This window comes from Desulfobacula phenolica (assembly GCF_900105645.1).
In the GTDB taxonomy this organism is placed as follows: Bacteria; Desulfobacterota; Desulfobacteria; order Desulfobacterales; family Desulfobacteraceae; genus Desulfobacula; species Desulfobacula toluolica.
Genome location: NZ_FNLL01000003.1, coordinates 399922 through 425408, shown reverse-complemented (window position 1 = coordinate 425408; position 25487 = coordinate 399922). Strand labels below are relative to the sequence as shown.

The following is a 25487-nucleotide window of genomic DNA, read 5'->3' as shown; positions in this document are numbered from 1 at the left end:
TTAATTTTCCCCTCCCCTGTTCAATAGCGGATGTCCCATTTCTTCTCTTTGTATGATATATGCTTTGGAGCAAGCCCGTGCAATATCCCTGATCCGTTTAATGTACCCGGTTCTTTCCGTCACGCTTATGGCCCCCCGTGCATCCAGGAGATTAAAAGTATGGGAACATTTCAGGCAATATTCATAGGCAGGCACAACCAGTCCATGTTTGATGATCTTATGAGCTTCGGTCTCATATTTTTTAAACAGATCAAACAAAAGATCCACATCCGCAATTTCAAAGTTATAGGTGGATTGTTCGACTTCCTGCCGGTGATATACATCCCTGTAGGTGATGTCATTGTTCCATTTGAGATCAAATACATTGTCCACACCCTGCAGGTACATGCAGATTCGCTCAAGGCCATAGGTCAGTTCAACAGACACGGGTTTGACTTCCACGCTTCCTGTCATCTGAAAATAGGTAAACTGGGTGACTTCCATGCCATCCAGCCAGACTTCCCATCCAAGGCCTGAAGCTCCAAGAGTAGGAGATTCCCAGTCATCTTCAACGAACCTGATATCATGTTCAAGAGGATCAACACCCAGAACTTTCATGGATTCCAGGTATAATTGCTGAACATCAGCCGGAGAAGGTTTTAATATAACCTGGTATTGGTAATAATGCTGAAGCCGGTTCGGGTTCTCTCCATAGCGCCCGTCTGTAGGACGTCTTGACGGCTGTACATAGGCCACTTTCCAGGGTTCCGGTCCCAGAGCCTTTAACAAAGTTGTGGGATGAAAGGTTCCCGCTCCCACTTCCATGTCATAGGATTGTATGAGAACACAACCCCGCTGAGCCCAGAAATTATTCAGGTTTAAAATTACATCTTGAAAATTCATTTTACTCCACTTTTTTTATAAAAATTTATGGTTTATGTATGATAATACCTTTGGTTTCAATTTTTGTGTCAAGAATTTTTGCAGCTTCAACAGGTTCAAGAATTTCCTGCCATACGGATCTTAAATGTTGAATATCCCAAGCTTCGCCGACAGCCCAAAGGCACCCGCCGCCGCCAGCACCGGTAAACCTTGCACCGCAGTCACAATTTGCAGCTTTTTCAAACAATTTTTTCCCGGTATTGTCAAGCACATCAGGTGTCATTTCAAGTCTTAGTTTTGTCTCTTGATTCATAAACTCGGCTGCTGCCTTGAAATTTTTGTTCTTTACAGCCTTTGAAAAATTTTTTGTCAAATCTGCAATTTTTTCAAAAATCAATCTTGTTTCACCGCAAACAAAAGATTTAACCCATTGTTGATTAATCTCTTTTGATACATGGGGAATTCCGCAATAAGCAATGAGTATATTCAAATTAAATTGTTCAATATCTTGGTTGGTTTCAAATACAGGATTTTGTTCAAATTCAGGTGAACCCTTTCCCATTTTCCAGGTCCATTGATTTACCCCGCCAAAGGCTGCTGCAAGCTGGTCCTGCATTCCGCATGGAACCCCGGCCACACTGGCTTCCGTATAATGGGCAAGCCAGGCAATCTGTTTTGGATCAATGGGGTTGCCAAGCGCTTTAAAAAATGCAGCTATAATTGCCACCGCAGCAGCAGACGATCCTCCCAGGGCACTTTTGGGAGGTGAAGCAGATTCGATATGGATATGAACCCCATGTGCGTCAAAATACTTTGCCACGGCAAACATAAGCCCCATGGGATGATTGAAAGGTGCTTCGTCTTTTTTAAAAACCGCAGCTTCAAACCCCCTGGATGAGACCTTGACATATCCTTTTTGCCATGGGGAAAGCCAAACAACTGTTCTAAGGTCAAGGGCTATATTAAAAGTTGATGGCGACATGTGATTCATTGGCAGATAAAATGTACTGATATCCAGTGTACCACCCAAATCCACCCTGCATGGTACGGATGCATGTATTTTTTGATGTTCAAGTATTTTTTTAAAATTCATTTTCCTGTCTTAACCGCCTGAGAAATTGTAAACTTTTAAACTCCCTTCCAATATGAAAGGAAATAAAGGCTTCTAAAAGCATTTCACCCTCTTTTATAGCAAAGCTTGAAAATTTTATTCTGTCAGCCCTGTTAATATCATTGTTGTTTATCCAAAAAAGCTGTTTTAATGTGCCTTTTGAAACCGTCATACCATATTTTGATCTTTTTTTAACACAATTTTGACAAATAATTCGACCTTCTTTGAAATCAAATCGAACATTTTTTTGTTCCATCAAATCAACCGGTGTTTTACACACAGCACAAATTTCAATATTGGGAGAGAACCCGGATATGCTCATAAATCTGATCTGGAAAAGAAGGCTTGCAACTTCTCCTGACAAACTTCCGGTATTTAACACATCAAGAGAAAACAGCAGCAAGTCATATAAATCGCTTTGAACTCTACCCTCCTCCAGCCATGACTGAATCAATTCAACCCAGAAACTTGCATAGGCTGTTTTAAATACATCATACCGGATATTTGCAAATGGATGTTCAAGATCAGTCTGAGACAATATGATCAGGGCATCTTTTTTTTTTTTAGGAAAAGTGCAGTGAATATGATTAACTGAAAAAAGGTCCAATGCGCCTGAAAAACGTCTAATACTCTTTTTCGCATTTTTGGCAATAACAGATATTTTCCCTTTGGATTGGGTCAGAAAACTGATGATAAAATCATGATCGCCATATTCAATTTTCCTGAGCAATATGGCATCTGTACTGAAACCCGGCATAGATGACAGCCCTAAAGATTCAGAAGATGACCGGCTATCGTGAAATAGCAATACACACTGACAATATCAATGGAAGTTGTGACAAAGGGTCCGGTTGCAACAGCAGGGTCAATATTGAGTCTCTCAAAAATAAGCGGAACCATTGAGCCCACAAGCGCTGCAATTGACATGGAAGATATTATGGCAAGCCCCACGGAAAATGCCAGGGGCAAAGAAAACGGCTCTGATGCAAAGGTTAATTTGGCGATAACCCCTATGAAAACCCCGTATATGACTCCGAGAATCACACCAACAGCCAGTTCTTTTGAAACAACTTTGAAAAAATCCTGGAGGTTGATTCTTCCGGTGGCAATACCCCTTACCACGATTGTGGAACTCTGAGTACCGATATTTCCACCCATTCCCATAATAACAGGAATAAATGCGGCCAGACTTGTGAATTTTACAAGATTTTCCTCAAATCCTCCGATAATGAAAAATGCGGCAACTCCACCCAAAAAACTTGCAAACAACCAGGGCAGACGAATTCGTGTTCCCCTGAAAACAGTCTGGGTTTCAATATATTCCTCACCCACACCGGCCATTTTCAAGATGTCTTCGTCTGCGGCTTCATGGAGGATATCAATAACATCATCAACCGTTACAATTCCTACGATCCTGTTATCATTATCCACAACAGGAACCGCCAGATAATCATACCGTGACACCAGGCGGGCAACTTCCTCCCTGTCCGTATAGGGTTTTACTGAAACCAGATCTTTTGCCATGAATTCTTTTAAAGGCAGTTGAGGGTGTACAACAACCAATTGTCGTAAAGAACTGACCCCGACAAGTTTTCCATATTCATCCACCACATAGATATAAAAGGGCATTTCAACATCCAGATACTTGTTCTGTAATGCTTCAATCACCTGTTTTGCCCCCATATCCTCTTCCAATGCGATAAAATCGGTAACCATAAGGCTGCCGGCAGTATCTTCACCATAGCTCATCAACTGCTCGACATTGTCTGATTCTTCTTTCTGCATTTTTGAAAGAATCTGGTCGGAAAGCTCTTCATCCAGAAGGTTCAGAAGGGATGCCGCATCATCAGACGGCATGTGATCAAATATATCCACAAGCTTGCTGAGTTCTACATTTTTTACAAATTCCAAAAAAATATTCTCATCCAGCATGGAGAAAAGAAGACCTATCTGTTCCGGATCATTCATCAGCCTGAACAGCCTTTCCCGGTTATCTGCAGACAATTCTTTAAAGGCAGTGGAAAGATCAGCCATGTGGGTTTTTTTTAAAATATTCAGCAACTGTTTGGTTGCCCCACGCCGTAACAGTCTTTTTAAACTGGCTGTCAGAATTTTTATCTGTTCATTGTACATGGTCTTCCCCGTTTAACACGACAAACGCTTAATCAAAGCATAATTTTTATGTGAGCATTTTTCTTTAAGGATTCGAGCCAGGTCTTGAATTGTTTCTCGACCTGTTCACGGTATAGGATTCCGCGAATCTCATCATGGGCTTGCTCATATGTTTTGCGACCCTCCAAAACAATGTCTTGGATATAAAAAATTTGGAATCCCTGGGCAGTTGAAATAAAATCTGTATGCTCCCCTTTAGTCAACCTGGATATGCGCTCTTTAATCGCTTCAGAAAAGTTATGGATATCAAATATTCCAAGATCCCCGCCATCGGATGCATTAGGTGCAATTGAGTATTGTTTTGCAAGGAGGATAAATTCTTTATTTTCATCCAATTGTTTTTTAATTTTTTTAATTTCATCCTCATTATCCATAAGGATATTTCTCAAGTGATATTTTTTTTTGCCTGAGTATTGATCCGCATCAATTTCATATCGTTTTTTTATATCAGATTCGGTTATCACCACTTTTGATTTTACCGCATAGTTTATTAACCTGGCTTGCAATATCTGTTTTTTAATGGTTTCACGATATTCAGTTAAAGTTAATCCCTCCTGCCCCAAAGCTTTTTCTAATTCTTCCAGGGTCAGTGCTTTTTCTTTTTTTAAATTTTCCACAGCATTATCGATCTCGGCATCAGATACCATAATATTGTATTTTTTGGCTTCCTGCTGGGTTAACGAACTGTCAACCAGCCTGTTAAGAATCTTTTTAGTGATGTCTTGCATCATCTCTTGTTTCTTTTCATCCGAATACCCGGAAGCTTCAATATTTTTTATATATGGCAAAGACTCTTTATTCAGCTGGACCAAGGTGACAATATCATTATTCACAATGGCAACAATCCTGTCGACAACATCTGCTGATACCGATCCACAAAAGCTAAAACTTATTATCGCCAAAGAAAAAACAAGCCTATTCATTATCTTTTTCATTTTTGTTTTCCTCGCTTTTTTCAATATCAATTAACAAAGTTTTCAGTTTGTCCTCATCTATTTTAACCGGATAGTCTTTTTCAAGCGCTTGTATCCATTCATCGTAATGGTCTTGGGTCTTTTGCATGCGAAGAAGGGATACCAGTTCTTTTTCATCCTCAATCTGATTTGAAACCAATGCATTTTCATCACTGTTCTGGATGTCGACAATACTATGCTTTTGATAAAACCCCACAATATCTTGGGATGTAATTTCAATTTTTTGTTTAAGATCCTGATCAATGAGTTTATCCATAATCATATTTTTTTTAAATCTTTTTTTCCAAAACAAATAAGATACAGCATTTTTTAACAAAAGCTGATCAAAACTGTCATCGGGATAATCTTTTTTAAATTCATCTTCGGCAGACTGAACCTCCTGGTCCGTAACAGTTACCCCTTTATCAGCAGCAGCACTGAGAAGGACAATCTCCTGGGAAAGCATTTTTACAAGATGAATCACCATCTCATTATATTCTGCCGGGTTATTATTAATATTGTATGGATAAGCCGCTCTTTTAAGATCAAGCTCTTCTGAAAACTCTCCAATCGTAAGTGTTATTGATGGTGTTTTGATTAAAAATTCCGGAGCTGCTTTCTTTTCCTGTTCGCTGCAGCCGGTAAAGCATAAAGCCGCGCACACAAAAAACCAACAAATAAAAATCTTTTTTAAAAAATCAGTCAATATTTTTATCCCGGTCTTAATTTTAATTCAAAAACGACCCGTTTAACAAAGTTGACAAAAATAGCATTACAATCCGATTTGTGCAAGAAAATTCAAGCCCAGAATTAAGGGAATCGCATGAAAAACAAATATCATGGCCCTGATTATGATCAGGTCAGAGGGCCAGGGTTTCTAAACCGGACTAAAATAGCACAGATTTTCAATCTTTAAAAAAGAAGGGGGAGACTGAATGTCTCCCCCCCTGTTCTATGGCGATTCCAGAAAATTTTAAATTAATTAATGGTTATCTGTTTAACCTCTTCTTTAGCGGTGTTTTTTTTCAGGGTTAATTTCAGGACGCCATCTTTATAGTCTGCTACAACCTCATCAATCAGAATATCATCGGAAAGGGAAAATGATCGTTTAAAGCTTCCGTATGATCTTTCTTTCCGATAATAGCCGTCCTTTTTTTCTTCACCCTCAAGTTTTTTTTCACCTTTTATGGTCAGAACCCTGTCTTCGATATTTACACAAATATCTTCTTTTTTCAAACCGGGCAATTCCACATTGAGAACCACAGTGTCTTTCTCGTTCAGGATGTCCACGGCAGGATACCATGATCCATTGGTTTTTGATTTAAAAAAGGAATCATTAAAAAAGTCATTAAATGAATTCCCCCAGAAAGCCGGTTCGTTAAATGGATTGTATCTTACAAGTTTCATTATTAATCCTCCTGTTAGGGTTGTGTTATATTTTAAAATTCACTTTCATTTGAAATAAATTTAATCATGAAATAGAATACGTCAAGATAAATAATGATAGTTTTTTGAATTCATTATTAAAACAAATAATAGCTTAAAAGTAATGAATTTAAAATCAATTTTAAAAAGAGGATGAAACTTATTTGTTTTTTCCGGATAGAACCCAGACAATTGCCCAGCAAAGAAAAACAGGAAGAATTCCATAGGAAATATAGGCAATAAAATTGTCATTCCATGGTTTTAGGTAAAGGGCCATAAACACGGGATAGATAATGGTGAGGATAATTGAGAACCTTGTTTTAGTACTTAGCTTTGTTAATTTTTTTGAAGAAGATCTTTTTTTTGTAGGTTCACCCTTCAGCAGCCTTGGCAAAATTAAGATACAGGTAATCAGCAGTACTAAAACAAGAACTTCACTTATCCCGGTCAAAAGTAACTCCCTTAACATTCCAGCTATGATTTAAATTGTAGTTTTATTTCAAACATTGCCGGATTTGTCAAATGTGTGTGTTGTTTTTATTTGCTAATATCTAATATCAAAGGTTTCAAAATTCGATAAAGTCTTTGTCTTTTCAACCTGGACATGTTCAACATTTGCTGCCGAAGGCCCTTGATGGCACCACTCGATCATCTGGGTGACTATCTTTTGATCTCCTTGAAACACGGCTTCTACGGATCCATTGGAAAGGTTTTTAACATATCCTTTGACGCCAAACCGGTCGGCTGTTTTTTTTGTTTCAGCCCGGTAATATACACCTTGCACTCTGCCTTTAATATTCACCTTTACCTGAGTTTTATTTTTCATGTGGTTTCTTCTCCTGTGGTTTGATTGGCATAATTGGTTTAATGATGCTTTTTTAACGATATGATTGCCAAATTTTTTTAATATTGAATCTACAGCTTTATCCACCGATTCCCATTGTATTTTTTGCCTGTCATGATTTTGAATCAGCTGCATCTGGACCGGGGTATCTTTATCTTTGAGTCCTGTAACACCAATACCTATAAGTCTTATTTTCTTTTTTAACCGGATTTTTTTATACAGGTCAAGTGCTTCATTAAAGATGGCTGATGAAGAACAAATCAATGTATCAAGCTTCCTGCTCCTGGTGATCTGGGAAAAGTCGGAAAATTTCAGTTTAATAAATACATTTTCACATACCAGCTTTTTTTGTCTTAAATCCTTGCCAACAGTCTGGGCTCTGTCCAATATCACATATTTTACCTCTTCAAAATCAAAAACATCTTTTGAAAGAGTTGTTTCGCTGGAGATAGATTTTCTGGTATGATCGGGTTTGACCTTTGACGGATCAATACCATTTGCAAGAGCTAAAAGACGAGGGCCCATTTTTCCGAATTTCCTGTTTAATATGTCAATATCATATTTTGTTATGTCCCCAAGGGTTTTGATCTGTAAATAGTCCATCTGTTTCATCGTGCTTTTTCCAATACCCTGTACTTTTTGAATGGGCAGATTACAAATAAAATCTTTTACCTGATATTTTGTAATAATGGTCAATCCATCGGGTTTGTTCATATCAGACGCTATTTTAGCCAGAAATTTAATAGGAGCAATCCCCACGGAGCTGGTCAAGAAAAGCTGTGTATAAATTCTTTTTTTTATGGCACAAGCAATCTCCTGTGGCGAGCCGAACAGCCTTTCACAACCGGTAATATCAACATATGCTTCATCAATGGAAACCGGTTCCACCAAAGGGGAAAAGCCAGAAAGAATTTCCATGATTTTTTTGGAATCAGCCTTATATTTTTTTATATTTGCCGGAACTATAATCAGGTGATCACATTTTTGCATAGCCTGGAATACCGGCATGGCAGATCGGATACCAAATTTTCGCGCTTCATAACTGGCCGTTGACACCACGCTTCTTTTAGAATTGCCGGACACAATGACAGGTTTGTTTTTAAGAGCCGGGTTATCTCTTTGCTCAACCGCTGCAAAAAATGCATCCATATCAATGTGCAAGATCATTTTTTTGCATCTCAAGAACGTATTTGTGGATCAGTTCATGCTGTTCCAGTGAGCAGTGTTCAAAAATACAGTGACAGATTTTTTTATTGTCAATTCTTAATACCCGCAATCCTGAATAGAAAGTCGAATTACCCTTAAAGTTTGGGATATCAAGCGTGAAGGTAATAAAATCAAAATCAAACAGCTGAAAACCATTATTATTAAATGCTATTCCACCTGCACTTATATTAAGCACCCACACTTTTTTTTCTTTGAACGTAATTTGAAACCCTTGACCCTGTTTGAAATTGTATCTATAGGATTGTCTCTGGTCTTCTGACTCATGAATGATGATGTCAGTTTCTGGGTTCTTTTTTTTCCAGAACAAATTCGACCCTCCTGTTTTGCGCTCTGTTCTCTTCAGAAGTGTTTGGCACCAGGGGCATAATGTCTCCATATCCGGTGGCAGTCAGCCGCTGGGGGCGGATTCCTTGTAATACAAGATATTGTAAGACAGTGGTGGCCCGAATAGCAGACAGTTCCCAGTTAGAAGGGAAAATGGGTGTGGAAATAGGGATGTTGTCTGTATGGCCCTTAATATTAATGTTATATTCAGGATAATCGTAAAGAATTTGAATGATCTCATCAAAAATAAGAATAGCAGCATTATTCAAAAAGGCTGAGCCAGAATTGAACAATGCTTTTCCTTTAATGGTCACAATAATTTTGCCATCCAGAATTCTGGATGAAATGTTTTGTTTTTGTCCGCTGGATTGTACAAATTTAGTAATGTTTTTGAATAATGATTTTTCCCTTGAATGGAGACCTGTAATATCCTCAATAGTGATTTGTGTATCAGCGGTTTCCGGTATTTCCATCAATTCCATTAAACCGATCAGGTTTTCATTTTCTTCCACCTGGACCTTTATGGTTTCAACAGCCTTACGGTATTGTTCCTTTTCAAAAAATGAAAGGGTATAAAGCAGGACAAAAAAGACCAGAAGGATGGTTACAAGATCGGCATAGGTCACAAGCCATGTTGCATCATCATAATCGGCAGGAAATATGCTGTCATAGATGTCAGGTCTCATTCTTTTGTTTTAAATTTGCTTTCTTTATGGGTTTTCGTAATCTTGAAGAGATAAAACTGGAAAGTTTTTCATAAATGATAATCGGATTGTTGTTTTTAATAATTGAAATAGAGCCTTCCAATTTAATTTCAAGATTTATGATTTCAATCACGGTTCTTGATCGCAGCTTCCCCGCAATGGGAAGGAAAAATAAAGTGGACAATAAAGAACCATAAAATGTCGTCAGCAAAGCCACAGCCATTGCCGGACCGATTTTTGATGGATCCTGGAGACGGCTGAGCATTTGGACAAGACCAATTAATGTTCCCAACATGCCAAAGGCCGGGGCATATAGCCCCATTTTTTTGAACACGTCCTGAACAATGAAATGTCGCAATTGAAGGGATTTAATTTCCGTGGTCAGTGCCGCCCGGATCACTTCCTCGGAAGAGCCGTCTGCCAGAAGCCCACAGGCCTTTTTCAAAAAAAGAGAGTCGGTTTGAATTTTACCAAGCTCAAGAAGCCCTTGGCGCCTGCTGATATGACTGAGCTTTATCATTGTTTCAACAGCTTCATTGGGATCTTCCTTGTCTTTTGAAAAAACAAAATAAGCAGCCTTAAAGGCAGCCATCACATCCTTGAATTGAAAAGTGATCAATGTGGTGGCAATGGTTCCTCCAAAGACAATCATCAATCCCTGGATATTTACAAAATTGTGAAGGTCCCCGCCTATATAAATGGCACTTATGATTAACGAAAGGCCGGAAACAATACCTGTAAAAGATGCCATATCCATATTAAATTATTTTATCCTCACAAAAAATATCCATGTCCTTTAACTATAATTATTATGGCGATTTATGCCCATGCTATATGATAATATTTCCATGGTCAAGATTTACTTGTACTCTGATTGCCGACCGGTTAGTTCTCTTGTTTAAAAGGAGGATTGAACAAAAAAGAAACATTGATTGTCAAAGCTTTAATTTGGTATGATCCCGTATCAAATGACTAAAAAAAAGGTCTGAACGTTCAACTTGGAATACCGGAGAAATAATGAAATTCAAACTGATGATGGGTATCATGCTGATGGTGTTTTGCTTCCCGACGGGTTGCCGGAACAATAATGATATAAAAAACAATGAACACCGAGACCCGCCCGGATTAGAACAAAAGATCACTTTCAGGGAAAAAAGTGCCTATGCTGTTTTGCCGGATACGATTCAATGGCTGACCAATAATTCAGATCCGGTTTTTTCATCTGAAAAGGCACAAAAAGGAGGGATCTTTCATGCAGCCATCACCAGTTTCCCCATGACCTTCCGGGTTGTAGGGCCGGATTCAAACGGTTCGTTTCGAAGTGCAATTTTGGACAATCAATTGTCATTGATAAATATTCATCCCAATACCGGTCGTATTCTTCCTGAACTGGCAACTCACTGGGCCTTTGGGGAGGATAAAAAAACCATGTACTTCAAACTGGACAAAGATGCAAGATGGTCCGACGGCAAGCCGGTTACCGCCTGGGACTATGCTTATACCCTTGAATTTATGCGTTCTGAACATATAATCGCACCCTGGTATAATGATTACTACACAAAAGAGATAGAAAAGGTGATTGTCTATGATGAGTATACCATCGGCGTAAAAAGTACCAAAGCCGTGCCGGAGCTTTACTTGAAATTAGGAATTGCCCCCACACCGGAACACTATTTTGGAATCCTTGATGACACATTTGTTCAACTCTACAATTGGGCGATTATTCCCAATACCGGAGCATATCAGATCAGTGAGTTTAAAAAAGGAAAATTTATTAAATTTAAAAGAAAAAAAGACTGGTGGGCCAAGGATAAGACACACTTTAAGAACCGGTTTAATGTTGATTATGTTGTGTTTGACGTGATCCGGGATACAAACCTTCAATGGCAGTATTTTAAAAAAGGCAAACTGGATACATTTGATTTGACGATTCCCAAATACTGGCATGAAAAATCAAACATTTCCTTGTTTCAAAATGGGTATATCCATAAGATCTGGTTTTTTAATGACCATGAGCAATCTGCCATGGGAATGTGGCTGAACCAGGATAAGGAAATATTCAAAGACCGGCGGCTGTGTTATGCATTTGCCCATGCAATGAATATTGAAAAAGTAATCAACAACGTGTTGAGGGGTGATTATTTCAGGCTTTCCCAGGCTTTTACCGGTTATGGAGAATATACCGACGACAGCATAAAGCCAAGACAATATGATATTGCAAAAGTAGAAACCTTAATGCGATCTGCCGGGTGGACAAGAGGAAGTGATGGTGTCTGGCAAAATGATGAAACACGGTTTTCCGTCAAGGTTACCTATGGGTATGAGGAGCATACGCCAAGACTTGTGGTACTTAAGGAGGAGGCATTAAAAGCAGGAATTGAACTTTTACTGGAAAGACTGGATTCCACGGCCATGTTTAAAAAATTTTTGGAAAAAAAGCATGATGTTGCATGGATGGGATGGAGTACAAATATCAGGCCCTCCTATTGGCAGGGGTGGCATTCTGATAATGCCCATAAACCCCAGACCAATAATATCACCAACACGGATGATCACGGACTGGATGAGTTGATTGATACATACCGGTCAAGCTTGAACCGAGAAGAAAGAATAGCGCTTTCATTAACCATACAACAGGCCATTCATGAAACCGGTGCCTTTGTACCCACGTTTATGGTTCCCTATGTTAGGATGGGATTTTGGAGATGGCTTGAACTGCCTGAATTTCATGGAACCAAACGATCCGACAGTCTTTTTGATCCTTTTTCAGTTACAACAGGGGGACTTTTCTGGATGAATGCCGATAAAAAAGACAAAACCCTGAAAGCCCTGAAAAACGACATACAATTTGAACCGGTTGTTATCCTGGACGAACAATTCAAGAAGGAGTAAAGACACAAAGTGCCTGACCAAAAAGAGACTGACCCAAAAAAGACTGAGAAGGAAGTGACTGACCAAATAATATTGGATGTCAGGGATCTTAGAGTAGAGTTTCATACCGAACAGGGAATCGCACATGCAGTTGATCAAGTTGATTTGCAACTCAAAAAAGGGAGAATTCTTGGTATTGCCGGGGAATCAGGCTGTGGTAAAAGCGTTACTGCGCTAAGTATCATGAGGCTATTGCCAAAACCTGTTTCAAGAATTGTTCAAGGCAAAGCAATGTTTAACGGTGTAGACATTTTTAATCTTCCGGTAAGTCATATGCATAAGATAAGGGGTAAAAAAATTGCCATGATTTTTCAAGAACCCATGACAGCCCTTAATCCGGTTCATGGAATCGGCAAACAGATTATTGAGATTTATAAACTTCATTTTTCTGAATTCTCCTCTTACGAAATGACAACGGCTGCCGTTACCATGCTGGAAAAAGTCGGCATTCCTGATCCTGACAAGGTGATGAAAAAATATCCCCACCAGCTTTCCGGGGGAATGCGCCAGCGGGTAATGATTGCCATGGCATTGGCCTGTGAGCCTCAAATTCTTATTGCGGATGAACCTACAACAGCCCTTGATGTTACTGTCCAGGCCCAAATTCTGAATTTGATTAAAGGGCTTCAAAGAAAATCAGGAATGTCTGTGATATTAATTACCCATGATTTAGGGGTAATTGCGGAAAATTGTGATGATGTTGTTGTAATGTATGCTGGAAGAATTGCAGAAAAAGCAACGGTTACAAAACTTTTTAAACATCCCGTGCACCCTTATACCAAAGGATTGTTAACCTCTATTCCTTCTCTTTCTCGAAAACCCAAAACCATCCTTCCGACAATAAAGGGAAATGTGCAGTCAGTATTGAATTTACCGAAAGGTTGCAGATTTGCACCCCGCTGTCCATTGGTTGGGGATATCTGTAGAAAAATAGTCCCACAGGAACGAAGGATAGATCAAAATCATACAGCAGCCTGTCATTTGCCGGGTGCATGAATTTATAAAAAAAGTACTTTTATTTAAATAATACTTGATTTTTTAAATAAAAGTGAATATGACAAAAAAAGCCTCTTGGAGAAAGGCCTCGCAGTTTCGTTCTAAAGGGAAAACCCATCTGCTAGAATGGCAAGTCCTGAAGTTTGAAACTACAATTTTATTCATTTTAAGTAAGGAGAAAGTCATAATGGCAAATGGGATAGTAAAATGGTTCAATGATTCTAAGGGATACGGCTTTATTGAGCAAGAAAATGGACCGGATGTATTTGTTCATCATTCAGGTATCGAAGGAACAGGTTTTAAATCGCTGAATGAAGGCGATAAAGTAACTTTTGACGTAGAAGAAGGACAAAAAGGGCCGGCTGCAGTTCATGTGGTCGTTCAATAAGATTTTTAAAGGGTTTTTCTTTAGAAGAAAAACCCTTTTTTTGCGTCTTTTTTTTGACAACCGGTTTAACCTTTCTGAACCCTGTATAGAACTTTTTCAAGAGGGTCCTCCCTTTTTTGTTTTAAGAAAACTGACATGACGATTCTCGAAGTAAAAAATCTTAAAAAGTATTTTCCTGTGAGCAGCGGCGTGTTTTTAAGGCGTACCGGTTGGGTGTATGCACTGGATGGCGTCTCTTTTGCTATGAATAAAGGAGAAACTCTGGGTATTGTGGGTGAATCAGGATGCGGTAAAACGACTTTGGGAAGATGTATCATGGGGCTTTATGAGCCATCTGATGGGGAAGTCGTTATAAAAGGCCGGCGTGTTTCCAAACTCAATTCGCAGCAGAGAAAAAAACTTGCTTTAAGTTTACAGACGATTTTTCAGGATCCGTTTGAATCATTAGATCCCAGACAGACCATCAAAGAAATTTTGGAAGAAAAGTATATTATCCATGGAAAAAAAAGAAGAAATTTAGAGACGGAAATTAACCGATTGATTGAAACGGTAGGTCTGTTGCCTGATACCTTGTCTAAATTTCCCCATGAGTTTTCAGGCGGGCAGCGCCAGAGAATTGGTATCGCCAGAGCAATCAGCCTTGAACCGGAAATCATTGTTTGTGATGAACCAGTGTCTGCTTTGGATGTTTCCGTTCAATCCAAAATCCTGAACCTTTTACTGAAATTACAGCAGGCAATTGGGCTGACTTATCTTTTTATCTCCCACGATCTATCTATTGTAAAACATGTCTCAGACAAGATCGCCGTCATGTATCTGGGGAAAATTATTGAGATGGCTGATGCGAACGAAATCTATGAGAATGGCCGGCATCCTTACACCAATGCATTGTTGTCTTCCATTCCCATGCCTGATCCAGAATCGAACCGGAATCGTATAATCTTAAAGGGAGAGGTGCCTTCCGTGGAGAACCCTCCTGCCGGATGCCGGTTTAATACGCGATGTGAATATGCTCAAAATATCTGTCGTGACAAAGAGCCTGAACTGCTGAAAAACGAAAAAGATCCAAGTCATTTGACTGCATGTCATTTTTTCTTTTGATTTGAGTCTTTTATTCTGTTCTCATTTGAGTTCGCAATAACGACCATGACAAACTGATCTGCCACAACAAGAACTGAAAGAGATTTGATTACAACAGGTTAGAAGTTCTTTCATATAACTGCCACGGGCAGACTTGGTCTTTCATCTATACTTGCCCACAACAAAGATTTAAAGTCTCTGTATGAATTTCTTAAGACTTTCATATAAAAGTGCGGGTGTTTTATTAAATCAATAAGTCAAAGTTTTTTATACAATTTCTTCAAAATGGAACATCAGGACTTGCAATCTTAGGGTTAATTTATATTTTTAAGTTTAGCTGTTTTCTCATTATCACTTGTTTGTATTTATAAATTCGACAGATACATTTTTTATCTTAGTTTCCTTTTCAATATTTACAGCAATCTCAAAGGCTCCCGTTCGGTAATGATTTATAGGTAAATTTTTATTTACCGAAGTTTCTACAAATCCCATATCAATATTGTCGACATCTTGAAACCTTACAATAATATATCCTTGAATAGGATAAAATGAAGTATTTCTTATTTTTCCTGAAACATAAAGAAGGCTATTGTCAGAAAATGTATCCGCAGCTAAATCAATCACTTCATATTGAACCGTTTGAATAGATTTTTGGTTATCAATTCTATTGCTGTTAGCTGCTGCTGTGCAATGGTATAAAAGCGTACACATACTGAATAAAACCAAAAAAAAATTACGCATAGAATATTCCTTACATGTTCATTATTTTTTTTAATTTATATCATGATATTTTTCTATTGAAAAGCCTTTGAAAAGGATAATTATATTTTCTCTGCACATTGAATCAAGTCAAATATAATCAACTATAATTTTATTGTCTCACAACCCATATCATCTAAAGCAGACATTATTCACATGTATAGAGAAATAAAAATTATTTTTCTTTAATAATTTCAATTTCAACGCGCCGGTTCATTATTCTCCCTTGTGCGGTATCGTTACTTTCAATAGGATTTTGACTTCCTAAACCCCTGATCTGTATCTGCTCTAATTTAATTCCTCTGCCAAGAAAAAAACTCCTGATAATATTGGCTCTGAACTCGGAAAGTTTCTGATTATAACTTTGATATCCTTCTGAATCCGTATATCCTGAAATTAAAATTTTAGTCTCAGGATATAAGAACAAGGCATCTGAAAATTTGACCAGTTGCTTAAAACCTTCTTCTGTAAAATCATTGGTATTATGCTTAAACCTGATAACTATTTTTTCATTGGGCAATGGAAAAGTTTTTTTATTAACATCACTATCTATGGAATTGTCTGAAGATTCAGGATATTTATTTCCCCGAACATATAAACTATTATCAATTTCTTTCGTATGCTGGCGGTTTTCAAGGCTATTTTCTCTGGTAATTGTTTTTAATTCAAGCGCATTCTGTGGTTTAATCATATGTCTTATGACCTGATTTTTTTTTATTTCTCCTTTGTTTTCAGCCAGCTGATCTGTAAAGGCAGGATATGATTCCGAATCAACTCTAAAAATCTTATCTTTTAAAGTCAGCACACTTTTGTTTATATTTTCCATGGAATCACTGCAATACTTTGGAAGCAGGTAAAACCCGACAAGAAAAATCAATAAAAAAACAACGATTCCACTCAAAAAAAACCGAAAGCCTCTTTTTCTTCTCTTGATTCCAATCTTCCTCAGTTGAGATGTATATGCCTGGTGCGTTGCAACAGGCAGCTTCCTTTTATTGTGGCTTGCAAAACCATTTAGATCCCTATTCTTGATATGTGCCGGGATTTTGAGTTCTCTTGCACATTCTTTTACAACGGCTTCATTTATTATTTTTTGTTCTTTGACGTATCCGGATAAAAGGCAGTGATCACAAATCACATTAATTCTTCTCGGAAACCCACCGGAATACATAAAAATCTCCTGTATTGCGAGTACATCGAAAATAGGAGCAGTACCTCCTGCAACACTTAATCGATGTTTTATATATTCACCTGTCTCGCCCGAAGTTAGTGGATCAATATTGTAATTTAAGGTTAATCTTTGCCTTACCGCTCTGTTTTGTTCTCTGTTGAGGATTTCGTTAAATTCATTCTGACCTATAAAAAAAATATTAATAAGCTTGGCATCTGTTTTTTCGATATTTGATAATAGACGAATCTCTTCAAGCATTTCTTGTGTTAAAAGCTGAGCTTCATCAATGATAAGCAGTACTTTTTTGTTGTCTTCACTGGCCTTGATTAAAAAATTTTTAAAGTGTGCAAGAAAAGCACCTTTTGTGGAAAATTCCCGATTGATTCCAAATGCGGCAGCAATATAATTGAAAAATTCCAACTTTTCAAGACCCGGGTCCGGAACAGCCGCACAAATAACATCATCACCCAGGCTTTGAATGAGCGCATTGATCAACGTCGTCTTTCCTGTTCCAACATCACCTGTCAACAAAAGGAATCCCTTATTGTCCAGAATACCATATTTGAGAGTAGCCAAGGCTTCTCTGTGCTTTTCTCCAAACCACATAAAAGCAGGGTCAGAGCTTATCTGAAATGGTTTTGTGTTTAAATTATAGAATGACTTATACATATTGTATTCTTTATAATTTATGAATAAACTCAATATCTTTTGTTTGAGTCTTCTTGGTTCCAACAACTAAAACTTCAGTGATATTATTTTCATTTTTTTTAAAATACAATCTCCCATTATAGGAAAATAAAACTTCAAAGCAGGCGGTTCTATGTTTTTTACCGGAAAAAACCTTTCTCTTTATAATAATTTTATCTGGATTACGGTCCAGCAAGTGTATAATCTCCTCTGCTTTTATCTGCAGTTCATCACTAAGATTCAAAAATCCTGACAATGCTTTTTTATTCATTTTTATATTTTTATAAAGGGCAGAAAATCGTTTTTCAATAAACTCAAGTTCATTATGTCTGAGTTTAAAATTTTTCTTTTTACCATGCTTTTGAATCTTAGATTTAAGTTCAGAAATTTCCATTTCCTTTTTTTGCTTAAGCTCAATAAATGAATTTAATTTTTCTTCTAAGGAAATTATTTCCTCAAACATTTCTTCCTCGTTTATTTTCGCTTTTGTTTTATCCTTTTGATATTTTTTATTGAGTACCTTGATATTTTCGAACAACTCGTGTCGTTCTTTTTGGAAATTTTTAAGCATTTGTTTATGAATTTGTTCTTCTCTCTTTAAATCATTTATCAATTGTGCTTTTGTTTCTCCTTCCACAATAGATTTAGCACTGGCGATTTTATAAAAAACAAAAAAAATAAAAAATGAGACCCCAAAATATAACACCAAAACAATATTACCGATTCTTGACCCATGACTTAAATTGGTTTCAATTTTAACAACCAAGCCGCCATTTAAAATCTCAAAATTATTTTTTGCTATATTTTCCGAATCAAATTCACTGTTAATATCTTTTGCCAAGGAATCGACATCAAGAAAAATCGGATAAATTATTTTTTTATGAATTGTTGTGACAAGAATATTGATATCAAGCTTAGCTTTTTGAATCAGCCAATCCGCTTTACAAAAATCGTGTATATTATTTGCAATCTGTTCTTCCAAACGAACTGAACCATCCAACAGATGTATTGAATCACCGATGAGTATATTTTCAATTTGACAAGAATAATTCTTATTTAAATATTTTTCGCATAATTCAAGTGTAACAATATAAAAAACCGGGGTTATCAGCAGACAAATTATGGCGATCTTTATGGGAAAGAACTTCATATTTATACCGTTTTGCATCAATTAATAATAGTTATGAGAAAAAATAAAATCGGATAAAATATAAGTAATCAAATTATTCGATAAATTTGCAAAAAACTTTATTCTTTTGACGAAATTATCATATCACAGTAAGGATTATTCCCGGAAATCATTTGATAAGTAATTTTACTTTTGCTTATCTCCATACAATGCCTCAATCATATCATTTTCAAACTTTATGATTTTTGAGTTTAATTTTTCCGGGATGGTCATAATATTTTCGTCATTTTTATCCAAAGAACCAATTGTTATACTTCCTTGCTGTTCTTTGATCCAGACACCGCATTTTAAAAGCGAATCCTTTTTGACCTTTTTCATAATTTCTCCAGAAATTTTTGAAAACCACAAATAAGCTTTAGATTTTTTCTATCTTTTAAAATTACCTGCTAATATAAAAAATCACAAGGTAATTTATTCGGCAAGATACATTTCAACATATTAATTTTAAATTTTCAAGGCGATCTTACCTGCTTCCGATTATTTGTTCATATTGAACTTCCAGGACATATCAAGCCCCTTTTGTAAATATCGCAGTTGACTGTTAATGAGACCGGCAAAGACAAAACAATCCATCCGTTTTCATAGGAAACCTATTGGTATTGTTACAAAAAAAATATTAACTTGAGTTGATAAAACAATTAATGTATGATTAATTAATATTTCGCCTAAATGATCATCATTAAAAATAATGCTATCAATATTGAACAAACTAACGATAAACAATAAAGATATATTTAAAAATTATACCTTAAAAATCTTTGTCTTTCTATTTGACAAATGATTAGCACATGATACATGGACATACAAGTATTTGAATATGAATTCGGGGGAGGATGAATGAATTTTTCTTTGAGAATTATTTGCATTATCTTTATTGCTCTTATATTAACAGGATGCAAGTCAGATATTGAAAAAAAAGAATCTTTCTTTGATAAAAGCTTGGATTATTTTCAAAATAAAGAATACAAAAAAGCTCAAATTGAACTTAAAAACGCTTTAAAAATAGATCCAAATTATGTGGACGCTTATCTTCTCCTGGCCAGAAGCATGTTAAAGCTTGGAAATGTAAAGGATGCTTACACTGCCTATAATAGAATTATTCAAATAGATAAAAATAATGTGGAGGCTAATTTAAAACTCGCTGAGTTTTTATTTTTGGGCAAAAAAATAGAACCGGCCATGGAAAAAATTATTTTTGTTCTTGAAAAAGACCCGAAAAATATTGAAGCCCTGCTTGTTAAAGCCCAGATATTCATGCAAAAAAAGCTTTTAAAAAAAGCTTTTACCGTTTACGAAACAGTTCTTAACATTGATTCAAAAAATATCCCCGCGCTTCAAAATATGGCCAAGATACATGCCATGGAAAAAAGAATTGGTATGGCTGAAGAGCTGCTTTTAAAAACAATAGAAATCGATAATAAAAACCTGCGGGTCAGAATGGTTTTGATAGCATTTTATGCTCGACTAAGAGATATGGAAAAAGCAGAATATCAGTTGCGACAGGCCATTAAAATAAACCCTGAAAATAATGATGCCCATATTTTATTGGGCAATTTATATTTTAGCCAAAAAAAACTAGACATGGCTGAAACGGCTTATCTTAATGCAACACAAAAAGCGCCTTCATCATCAAAGCCGTATATGATTACCGCTGCATTTTATGAAAAAATTAATAATAAAGATAAGTCCCTGGAAATGTATAACAAAGCATTGTCTTTGGAACCTGAGAACATGGCTGTTAAAAATACCATTGCCCGATTTCATTATAAACACAAGGATATAAAATCATCAGACCAAATAATATCGGAAATTCTATCAAAAAGGCCTGAATATTACCCGGCAAAAATGCTGAAAAGTGAAATATTAGTTTACAAAAAAAAATTTACAGATGCCTTGCGGCTTCTGAATGAACTTGAGAATGAAGAACCCAAGGCACCTCGCCCCCTCTACTTCAAAGGCGTGTGCTTTATCGCCACTGGAAAATATGATCAGGCGAAATCATCTGTCGCCAAAGCAATTGAATTAAATCCCAACTATTTTAAAGCCCGCAGGCTGCTTGCAGATATTTATCTGAACGAAAGATACTATGAGTTGGCACAAAAAGAAGCGACTTTCGCACTGAAATTGAATCCAGATGATTATCGAGCCAGGATCATTCGGGCAAGTTCATTAATCGGTCTAAAAAGATTAGATGAGGCTGAAAAAGACTACTTAAAACTGATTGAAATATCACCAGATAACCCGACAGCATATTATCAAATGGGTATGCTGAAGTCTGCCTTAAAAGATTATGAAGCCGCAATCAAATATTTAAATTTTGCTCATGAAAAAAACAATACATTACTTGATGTATTTGTCCAAATCATTAAAATTCATGTTGTCAAACAAGAATTTATAACTGCACACAAATTATGTAAAAATCAAATCAAGCTTTATATGGATCAAAAACCTCTAATTGCAGTTGTTCATAATATTGAGGCAGGAATTTATTTAGCTCAAAACAAAATTAAAGAAGCAAAAAATTCGTTAAATAAATCGATATCCGTATATCCTGATTATCTAAAACCATATGAAACCCTGGCAAAACTTTCACTGGCAGAAAAAAATAAAGATAAAGCCATCCAACAATATCAGACGATTATTGATAAAAATCCAAATCTTCCATTTCCTCATATGATCTTAGGAACGATTTACGACAGCAATAAAGAATTCGAAAAAGCATCAAATCACTATAAAAAAGCACTTGAAATCAATCCTCAATTTGCTCCGGCAGCGAATAATCTGGCGTACTATCTTGTGCGAAAAACCGAACAAATTGATGAGGCTTTAAGGCTCGCCAGGATTGCAAGGGAAAAACTTCCCGAAGACCCCGGTGTGATGGATACACTTGGAATGATCTATTATAAGAAAGGCTTATATGGAAATGCTATAAATGAATTTCTGGACAGTTTAAAGAAAATCCCTGATCATCCTGTTGTAAACTATCATCTGGGGTTAGCCTACCATAAAAAAGAAAATAATGAACTTGCAATAATCGCGTTAAAAAAAGCACTTCAACTGAGCGATAACTTTGAAGATGCAGACCATGCGAAACAACTGCTTTCCGAACTTGAAAAATAACCTTATTTTTTGCCATGTGCCTGACTTGTATAAATGAAGCATATTATGTATAATAATATTTTGAGTCACATTCAATCTTTGAAGATTGCTTTTGGTTTTCAAGAACTGCTTATATTACTTGTTTTTTTAACCTTTATATTTTTATCTGTCAGCTTGGGAGGTGGCGATATGAGTGATTTTTTAAAAAACCTTAGAAGCTCTCGTAAAAAAGACCGTTCTAATCCTAATTCTAAAAGGCATATTGACGGTCATTTTTATCCGGAAAATGACCGTAGAAAAAATCGGGACAGGCGATCAAACTATTCTGAAAACCTTGAATCTCTCTTGGTAAGTTTACGGAACATATTGCCGCAAATTGTTGATAATGCATATAGTGTAACAGACCATTTTGAAAAAATAAGTTCACAAAACGGTCTGCTGGTTGAAGCCAAAATTCATCAATATAATGCCATCTCATTTTTTTTTAATAATCTGAACAAAATTTTTACTGAAGATCTTTTTGTCTACTCCCCAGATCAAAATTTTAAAACAACTGCAAGCTATACCTCAGGAACACATTATACCAAGGATGATATTCTCACAATCATCAGAACCATGAGAAAAGAAGGGGCAACATTTGCAATAATTGCTGATTACTTAAAGGAAAAAGAGATCCCAACCTTTTCGGGAAAAGGCAAATGGCATGCTCAAACGATTCACAGGCTGTGCAAATAGGTTTATTTTGTCTTCAATCCTTTGCCGATTATCTTAAATGCAATTTTTAATGTCGGTTTAACGAAATCTTTCTGATTATTTAAAAGCCTTTTGGAATCAACCCATAAAACTATACCGGAATAGGATGCCCATATAATATCGGCAAGTGCCACAGGATGCTCATCTATAAAAGCTCCCTGTTCAATACCCTGTTTTACAACATCAATAATGGCCCCATGAGCCATGGCAGAGTAAGTTTTAATCTGCTGCAAAACTTCATCTGAAAGATTTTGAAGAGTTTCCCCTGACTGGAGATGAAATAAATTAATTAAAATATTGGGATCATAATTATATACCTCAATAAATACATCATAAAAGCTTTCTATCTTTTCTTCCACTGAAATATCCTGACTTACTACTGTTTGAATCTCATCAGCCAAGTGCTTGAGGATCTCAATGGACAGGGATGTATGCAATTCTTCCTTGTTTTTAAAATACAGGTACAGGGTTCCCGGACTCAATTCTGCTTGTGAAGCGATCTCTTCCATTGTAGCAGAATTGAATCCCTTATTGGAAAAAACGGTTCGTGCAGCATTGATGATTTCTATTTTTCTTTGCTCTTTTTCTCTTTGTTTACGTTCATATATACCCATATTTTCCTCATTATTTTTTGAATATGATTCATAAACTAATAACGGAAAGATAGATACATGAAACAATAAAAAATCGCAAGGATAAAGATTCAACAACTAAAAATTCAAGCAAACTTCTTCTTTGATATTTCAGATTTCAAAGAAGAACAAAGGTAATAATAATGGATATTTTCTTTAAAAAAATTTCATATTTATTATAAAAATAAAAACTTTTAATAATCTTAAAATCGTTTTCGTGTTAGTATGCTATCATGTTTTTTAATAAATAACGGAGATACAACATATGCAGAAAACAAGTTATTGGGCTGACGGTTATGTCCAAAAACTAACCAGTGCGAAGCAGGCATTGCAACATATACAACCCGGCCAAAGGGTCTTTATCGGCTCTTCATGTGGAGAACCACAACATCTGGTCAATGAATTATCAGAGACTTGCGCCAGATTTACGGATCTTGAGATTGTCAGGTTATTAAGCATTGAAAGCGGCCCCTTGACACTGGTTGCCAACCGATCCCATTCTCAACAGTTTAATATCCGGTCCTTTTACCTGGGTTCAGCCTCCCCTACAAAAATACACCGCAACAAAAGATTTATTACCCCCATCAACCTTTCACAGATTCCCCATTTATTCAAATCAAGAATGATGCCGCTCAATGCAGCATTGATACAGGCGTCACCGCCTGATGATTTCGGATGGATGAGTTTGGGGGTTTCCGTGGATATAACTCTTGCGGCCTGTGAATCCGCAGATATTGTGATTTGCCAGACAAATCCGAATATGCCAAGGGTCCTGGGCAGAAGTTTTATCCATGTCAATGATGTGGATTATATTGTGGAACATGAGGAAGAGCTTTTAACCATTCAACCGCTTCCGGAGCTTGAAACCGCCAATACTATTGCCAAACATATTTCGCGACTGATTGATGACGGTTCTACCCTTCAGACCAATTTGGGCGTCACAAATGAAGCCGTTATGCTCTGCCTGTCTGAAAAAAACGACATTGGTGTCCATTCTCAATATTTATCAGACAGCCTCATGCGGCTTTTTTCCATGGGAGTTATCACCAACAAAAAAAAAGGGTTTAATGACGGTAAGCTTGTGGCGGGAAGTGCGGTGGGATCTAATCTTCTTTATGAATTTATTGATGATAATCCATCCATTGAATTTCACCCTTCAGATTATATTAATAACCCCTCCATAATTGCCCGGCACAATGCCATGGTTACGCTGAACACGGCAATGGCAATAGATTTGACAGGACAGGTTGCAGCAGACGCACTGCCTTTTAATAATTATACCGGCATTAACGGCCTGCTTGACTTTACACGGGGGGCTGCCATGTCAAAGGGCGGCAAATCCATTCTGATTATGACCTCTACATCAAATCACGGCAGGGAAAGCCGTATCATTCCCAGTTTATCAGAGATTGCCGTGGTGGTGCCAAGAGGTGACGTTCAATATGTGGCAACAGAATACGGCGTTGTTAACCTTTTCGGAAAAACCCTCCAGGAAAGAGCCATGGCACTGATCAGCATTGCCCATCCCGATTTCAGGGATGAGTTGTTTTCAAAAGCCAAAGAGCTTGAATTAATTGATATCGGCAGAAAATTCAAACAGGCAATTAAAGGCGTTTATCCCTTAAAATATGAAGAAACCGTTATCATTAATGGAATACACGTCATGTTCAGGCCTGCAAAACCCATTGACGAAAGAAGCATACAAGAACACTATTATACAATGAACCGAGGAGATATCGTCTCCCGGTTTTTTCATGAAAAAAAGAGTTTTGTCCATGATCAGATTGATACGACATTTGAAATTGATTATATCAATGACCTTACCATTGTTGCCACAATTGGAGAACTGGGGTTTGAAAAAATAATAGCTGTTGGCGAATATTTTAGAAATTCCATCATCAATATGGCTGAAATTGCATTTTCCGTATCAAAAGAATACCAGAACATGGGAATTGCGCAGATTCTTCAAAAAATGCTGGCAAGGGCGGCAATGGATAATGGAATCAAAGGGCTTGTGGCATATACCTCTCCTGAAAACAAAGGAATGAAAAAATTATTTTATAAGCTTCCATATAAAGTCAGATCAGAAAAAGATGAGGATATGATTATTCTAAGCTGCCTGTTCTCTGAACCTAAAAAAGATCAAGAAAAACAAGACGATCAAGAAGAATAGACCCACCA

At 36.8% G+C, this 25487-nt stretch carries 24 protein-coding genes; 7 read left to right on the top strand and 17 right to left on the bottom strand.

Annotated elements, in window-relative coordinates; all coding sequences use genetic code 11:
* The 12 genes from glyQ to BLT94_RS06810 form a co-directional block, all read right to left on the bottom strand.
* Entirely contained in the window at positions 1-882 is an 882-nt protein-coding gene (gene glyQ, locus BLT94_RS06865) for a glycine--tRNA ligase subunit alpha (protein ID WP_092231947.1), read from the bottom strand.
* A 25-nt stretch (positions 883-907) separates the two neighbouring features.
* Complete coding sequence (locus BLT94_RS06860) at positions 908-1954, bottom strand: GHMP family kinase ATP-binding protein (RefSeq protein ID WP_092231944.1); 1047 nt, start codon at positions 1952-1954, stop codon at positions 908-910.
* Positions 1944-2729: a DNA repair protein RecO gene (recO, locus tag BLT94_RS06855; RefSeq protein ID WP_092231942.1), complete on the bottom strand. Its 786-nt coding sequence runs from the start codon at positions 2727-2729 to the stop codon at positions 1944-1946. The genes BLT94_RS06860 and recO overlap by 11 nt, the downstream gene beginning before the upstream one ends.
* Positions 2730-2740: 11 nt before the next feature.
* Entirely contained in the window at positions 2741-4105 is a 1365-nt protein-coding gene (mgtE, locus tag BLT94_RS06850) for a magnesium transporter (protein ID WP_014957698.1), read from the bottom strand.
* Positions 4106-4137: 32 nt separating this feature from the next.
* The gene (locus BLT94_RS06845) at positions 4138-5079 is read right to left on the bottom strand and encodes a SurA N-terminal domain-containing protein (protein WP_092231939.1); all 942 of its coding nucleotides are present in this window, start codon (positions 5077-5079) and stop codon (positions 4138-4140) included.
* The gene (locus tag BLT94_RS06840) at positions 5060-5803 is read right to left on the bottom strand and encodes a hypothetical protein (RefSeq protein WP_092231936.1); all 744 of its coding nucleotides are present in this window, start codon (positions 5801-5803) and stop codon (positions 5060-5062) included. Before BLT94_RS06840 ends, BLT94_RS06845 begins: the two co-directional genes overlap by 20 nt.
* 272 nt (positions 5804-6075) lie before the next feature.
* Positions 6076-6504, bottom strand: a complete 429-nt coding sequence (locus tag BLT94_RS06835; protein ID WP_092231933.1) for an Hsp20/alpha crystallin family protein — start codon at positions 6502-6504, stop codon at positions 6076-6078.
* A gap of 178 nt (positions 6505-6682) precedes the next feature.
* Positions 6683-6973 (bottom strand): hypothetical protein, encoded by a 291-nt coding sequence (locus BLT94_RS06830; protein ID WP_092231930.1) that lies wholly within the window; start codon positions 6971-6973, stop codon positions 6683-6685.
* A 93-nt stretch (positions 6974-7066) separates the two neighbouring features.
* Entirely contained in the window at positions 7067-8533 is a 1467-nt protein-coding gene (dinB, locus tag BLT94_RS06825) for a DNA polymerase IV (protein ID WP_092231928.1), read from the bottom strand.
* On the bottom strand, positions 8517-8900 hold the full coding sequence (locus BLT94_RS06820; RefSeq protein ID WP_092231925.1) for a PilZ domain-containing protein: 384 nt from the start codon (positions 8898-8900) through the stop codon (positions 8517-8519). The genes dinB and BLT94_RS06820 overlap by 17 nt, the downstream gene beginning before the upstream one ends.
* Positions 8869-9603 (bottom strand): OmpA/MotB family protein, encoded by a 735-nt coding sequence (locus BLT94_RS06815; RefSeq protein WP_092231922.1) that lies wholly within the window; start codon positions 9601-9603, stop codon positions 8869-8871. Before BLT94_RS06815 ends, BLT94_RS06820 begins: the two co-directional genes overlap by 32 nt.
* Positions 9593-10378, bottom strand: coding sequence for a motility protein A (locus BLT94_RS06810; RefSeq protein ID WP_092231919.1), 786 nt, complete (start codon positions 10376-10378; stop codon positions 9593-9595). Before BLT94_RS06810 ends, BLT94_RS06815 begins: the two co-directional genes overlap by 11 nt.
* 260 nt (positions 10379-10638) lie before the next feature.
* Between BLT94_RS06810 and BLT94_RS06805 the strand changes: the two genes are divergently transcribed.
* The 4 genes from BLT94_RS06805 (at position 10639) to BLT94_RS06790 (ending at position 15037) form a co-directional block, all read left to right on the top strand.
* Positions 10639-12513, top strand: coding sequence for an extracellular solute-binding protein (locus BLT94_RS06805; protein WP_092231916.1), 1875 nt, complete (start codon positions 10639-10641; stop codon positions 12511-12513).
* Between the two features lie 54 nt (positions 12514-12567).
* Entirely contained in the window at positions 12568-13548 is a 981-nt protein-coding gene (locus BLT94_RS06800; protein ID WP_092232159.1) for an ABC transporter ATP-binding protein, read from the top strand.
* A 187-nt stretch (positions 13549-13735) separates the two neighbouring features.
* The gene (locus BLT94_RS06795) at positions 13736-13936 is read left to right on the top strand and encodes a cold-shock protein (protein ID WP_014957708.1); all 201 of its coding nucleotides are present in this window, start codon (positions 13736-13738) and stop codon (positions 13934-13936) included.
* Between the two features lie 135 nt (positions 13937-14071).
* On the top strand, positions 14072-15037 hold the full coding sequence (locus BLT94_RS06790; RefSeq protein WP_092231913.1) for an ABC transporter ATP-binding protein: 966 nt from the start codon (positions 14072-14074) through the stop codon (positions 15035-15037).
* A gap of 330 nt (positions 15038-15367) precedes the next feature.
* Here BLT94_RS06790 and BLT94_RS06785 read toward each other — a convergent pair whose 3' ends face one another.
* From BLT94_RS06785 to BLT94_RS06770, 4 genes are all read right to left on the bottom strand, one after another.
* Positions 15368-15757 (bottom strand): hypothetical protein, encoded by a 390-nt coding sequence (locus BLT94_RS06785; RefSeq protein ID WP_092231910.1) that lies wholly within the window; start codon positions 15755-15757, stop codon positions 15368-15370.
* A gap of 193 nt (positions 15758-15950) precedes the next feature.
* Positions 15951-17615: an AAA family ATPase gene (locus BLT94_RS06780; protein ID WP_092231907.1), complete on the bottom strand. Its 1665-nt coding sequence runs from the start codon at positions 17613-17615 to the stop codon at positions 15951-15953.
* Positions 17616-17625: 10 nt separating this feature from the next.
* Positions 17626-18615: a hypothetical protein gene (locus BLT94_RS06775; protein ID WP_245742996.1), complete on the bottom strand. Its 990-nt coding sequence runs from the start codon at positions 18613-18615 to the stop codon at positions 17626-17628.
* 333 nt (positions 18616-18948) lie between these two features.
* A complete protein-coding gene (locus BLT94_RS06770; protein WP_014957713.1) occupies positions 18949-19140 on the bottom strand; it encodes a hypothetical protein in 192 nt (63 codons plus the stop codon).
* Positions 19141-19659: 519 nt separating this feature from the next.
* Between BLT94_RS06770 and BLT94_RS06765 the strand changes: the two genes are divergently transcribed.
* Positions 19660-21942, top strand: a complete 2283-nt coding sequence (locus BLT94_RS06765) for a tetratricopeptide repeat protein (protein ID WP_092231903.1) — start codon at positions 19660-19662, stop codon at positions 21940-21942.
* Between the two features lie 168 nt (positions 21943-22110).
* Positions 22111-22656 (top strand): hypothetical protein, encoded by a 546-nt coding sequence (locus BLT94_RS06760; protein ID WP_139168996.1) that lies wholly within the window; start codon positions 22111-22113, stop codon positions 22654-22656.
* A gap of 2 nt (positions 22657-22658) precedes the next feature.
* Here the strand turns inward: BLT94_RS06760 and BLT94_RS06755 are convergent, their stop codons facing one another.
* Entirely contained in the window at positions 22659-23288 is a 630-nt protein-coding gene (locus BLT94_RS06755) for a TetR/AcrR family transcriptional regulator (RefSeq protein WP_092231898.1), read from the bottom strand.
* Between the two features lie 283 nt (positions 23289-23571).
* Here BLT94_RS06755 and BLT94_RS06750 point away from each other — a divergent pair, with 283 nt between their 5' ends.
* The gene (locus tag BLT94_RS06750) at positions 23572-25479 is read left to right on the top strand and encodes a GNAT family N-acetyltransferase (protein ID WP_092231896.1); all 1908 of its coding nucleotides are present in this window, start codon (positions 23572-23574) and stop codon (positions 25477-25479) included.
* Positions 25480-25487 lie beyond the last annotated feature (8 nt).

What these genes read in the sequence shown, in the direction of transcription:
- glyQ (WP_092231947.1), bottom strand. Translation starts at nt 882, where the DNA reads ATGAATTTTCAAGATGTAATTTTAAACCTGAATAATTTCTGGGCTCAG.
- BLT94_RS06860 (WP_092231944.1), bottom strand. Translation starts at nt 1,954, where the DNA reads ATGAATTTTAAAAAAATACTTGAACATCAAAAAATACATGCATCCGTA.
- recO (WP_092231942.1), bottom strand. Translation starts at nt 2,729, where the DNA reads ATGCCGGGTTTCAGTACAGATGCCATATTGCTCAGGAAAATTGAATAT.
- mgtE (WP_014957698.1), bottom strand. Translation starts at nt 4,105, where the DNA reads ATGTACAATGAACAGATAAAAATTCTGACAGCCAGTTTAAAAAGACTG.
- BLT94_RS06845 (WP_092231939.1), bottom strand. Translation starts at nt 5,079, where the DNA reads ATGAAAAAGATAATGAATAGGCTTGTTTTTTCTTTGGCGATAATAAGT.
- BLT94_RS06835 (WP_092231933.1), bottom strand. Translation starts at nt 6,504, where the DNA reads ATGAAACTTGTAAGATACAATCCATTTAACGAACCGGCTTTCTGGGGG.
- dinB (WP_092231928.1), bottom strand. Translation starts at nt 8,533, where the DNA reads ATGATCTTGCACATTGATATGGATGCATTTTTTGCAGCGGTTGAGCAA.
- BLT94_RS06815 (WP_092231922.1), bottom strand. Translation starts at nt 9,603, where the DNA reads ATGAGACCTGACATCTATGACAGCATATTTCCTGCCGATTATGATGAT.
- BLT94_RS06810 (WP_092231919.1), bottom strand. Translation starts at nt 10,378, where the DNA reads ATGGATATGGCATCTTTTACAGGTATTGTTTCCGGCCTTTCGTTAATC.
- BLT94_RS06805 (WP_092231916.1), top strand. Translation starts at nt 10,639, where the DNA reads ATGAAATTCAAACTGATGATGGGTATCATGCTGATGGTGTTTTGCTTC.
- BLT94_RS06795 (WP_014957708.1), top strand. Translation starts at nt 13,736, where the DNA reads ATGGCAAATGGGATAGTAAAATGGTTCAATGATTCTAAGGGATACGGC.
- BLT94_RS06790 (WP_092231913.1), top strand. Translation starts at nt 14,072, where the DNA reads ATGACGATTCTCGAAGTAAAAAATCTTAAAAAGTATTTTCCTGTGAGC.
- BLT94_RS06785 (WP_092231910.1), bottom strand. Translation starts at nt 15,757, where the DNA reads ATGCGTAATTTTTTTTTGGTTTTATTCAGTATGTGTACGCTTTTATAC.
- BLT94_RS06780 (WP_092231907.1), bottom strand. Translation starts at nt 17,615, where the DNA reads ATGTATAAGTCATTCTATAATTTAAACACAAAACCATTTCAGATAAGC.
- BLT94_RS06770 (WP_014957713.1), bottom strand. Translation starts at nt 19,140, where the DNA reads ATGAAAAAGGTCAAAAAGGATTCGCTTTTAAAATGCGGTGTCTGGATC.
- BLT94_RS06765 (WP_092231903.1), top strand. Translation starts at nt 19,660, where the DNA reads ATGAATTTTTCTTTGAGAATTATTTGCATTATCTTTATTGCTCTTATA.
- BLT94_RS06760 (WP_139168996.1), top strand. Translation starts at nt 22,111, where the DNA reads ATGAGTGATTTTTTAAAAAACCTTAGAAGCTCTCGTAAAAAAGACCGT.
- BLT94_RS06755 (WP_092231898.1), bottom strand. Translation starts at nt 23,288, where the DNA reads ATGGGTATATATGAACGTAAACAAAGAGAAAAAGAGCAAAGAAAAATA.
- BLT94_RS06750 (WP_092231896.1), top strand. Translation starts at nt 23,572, where the DNA reads ATGCAGAAAACAAGTTATTGGGCTGACGGTTATGTCCAAAAACTAACC.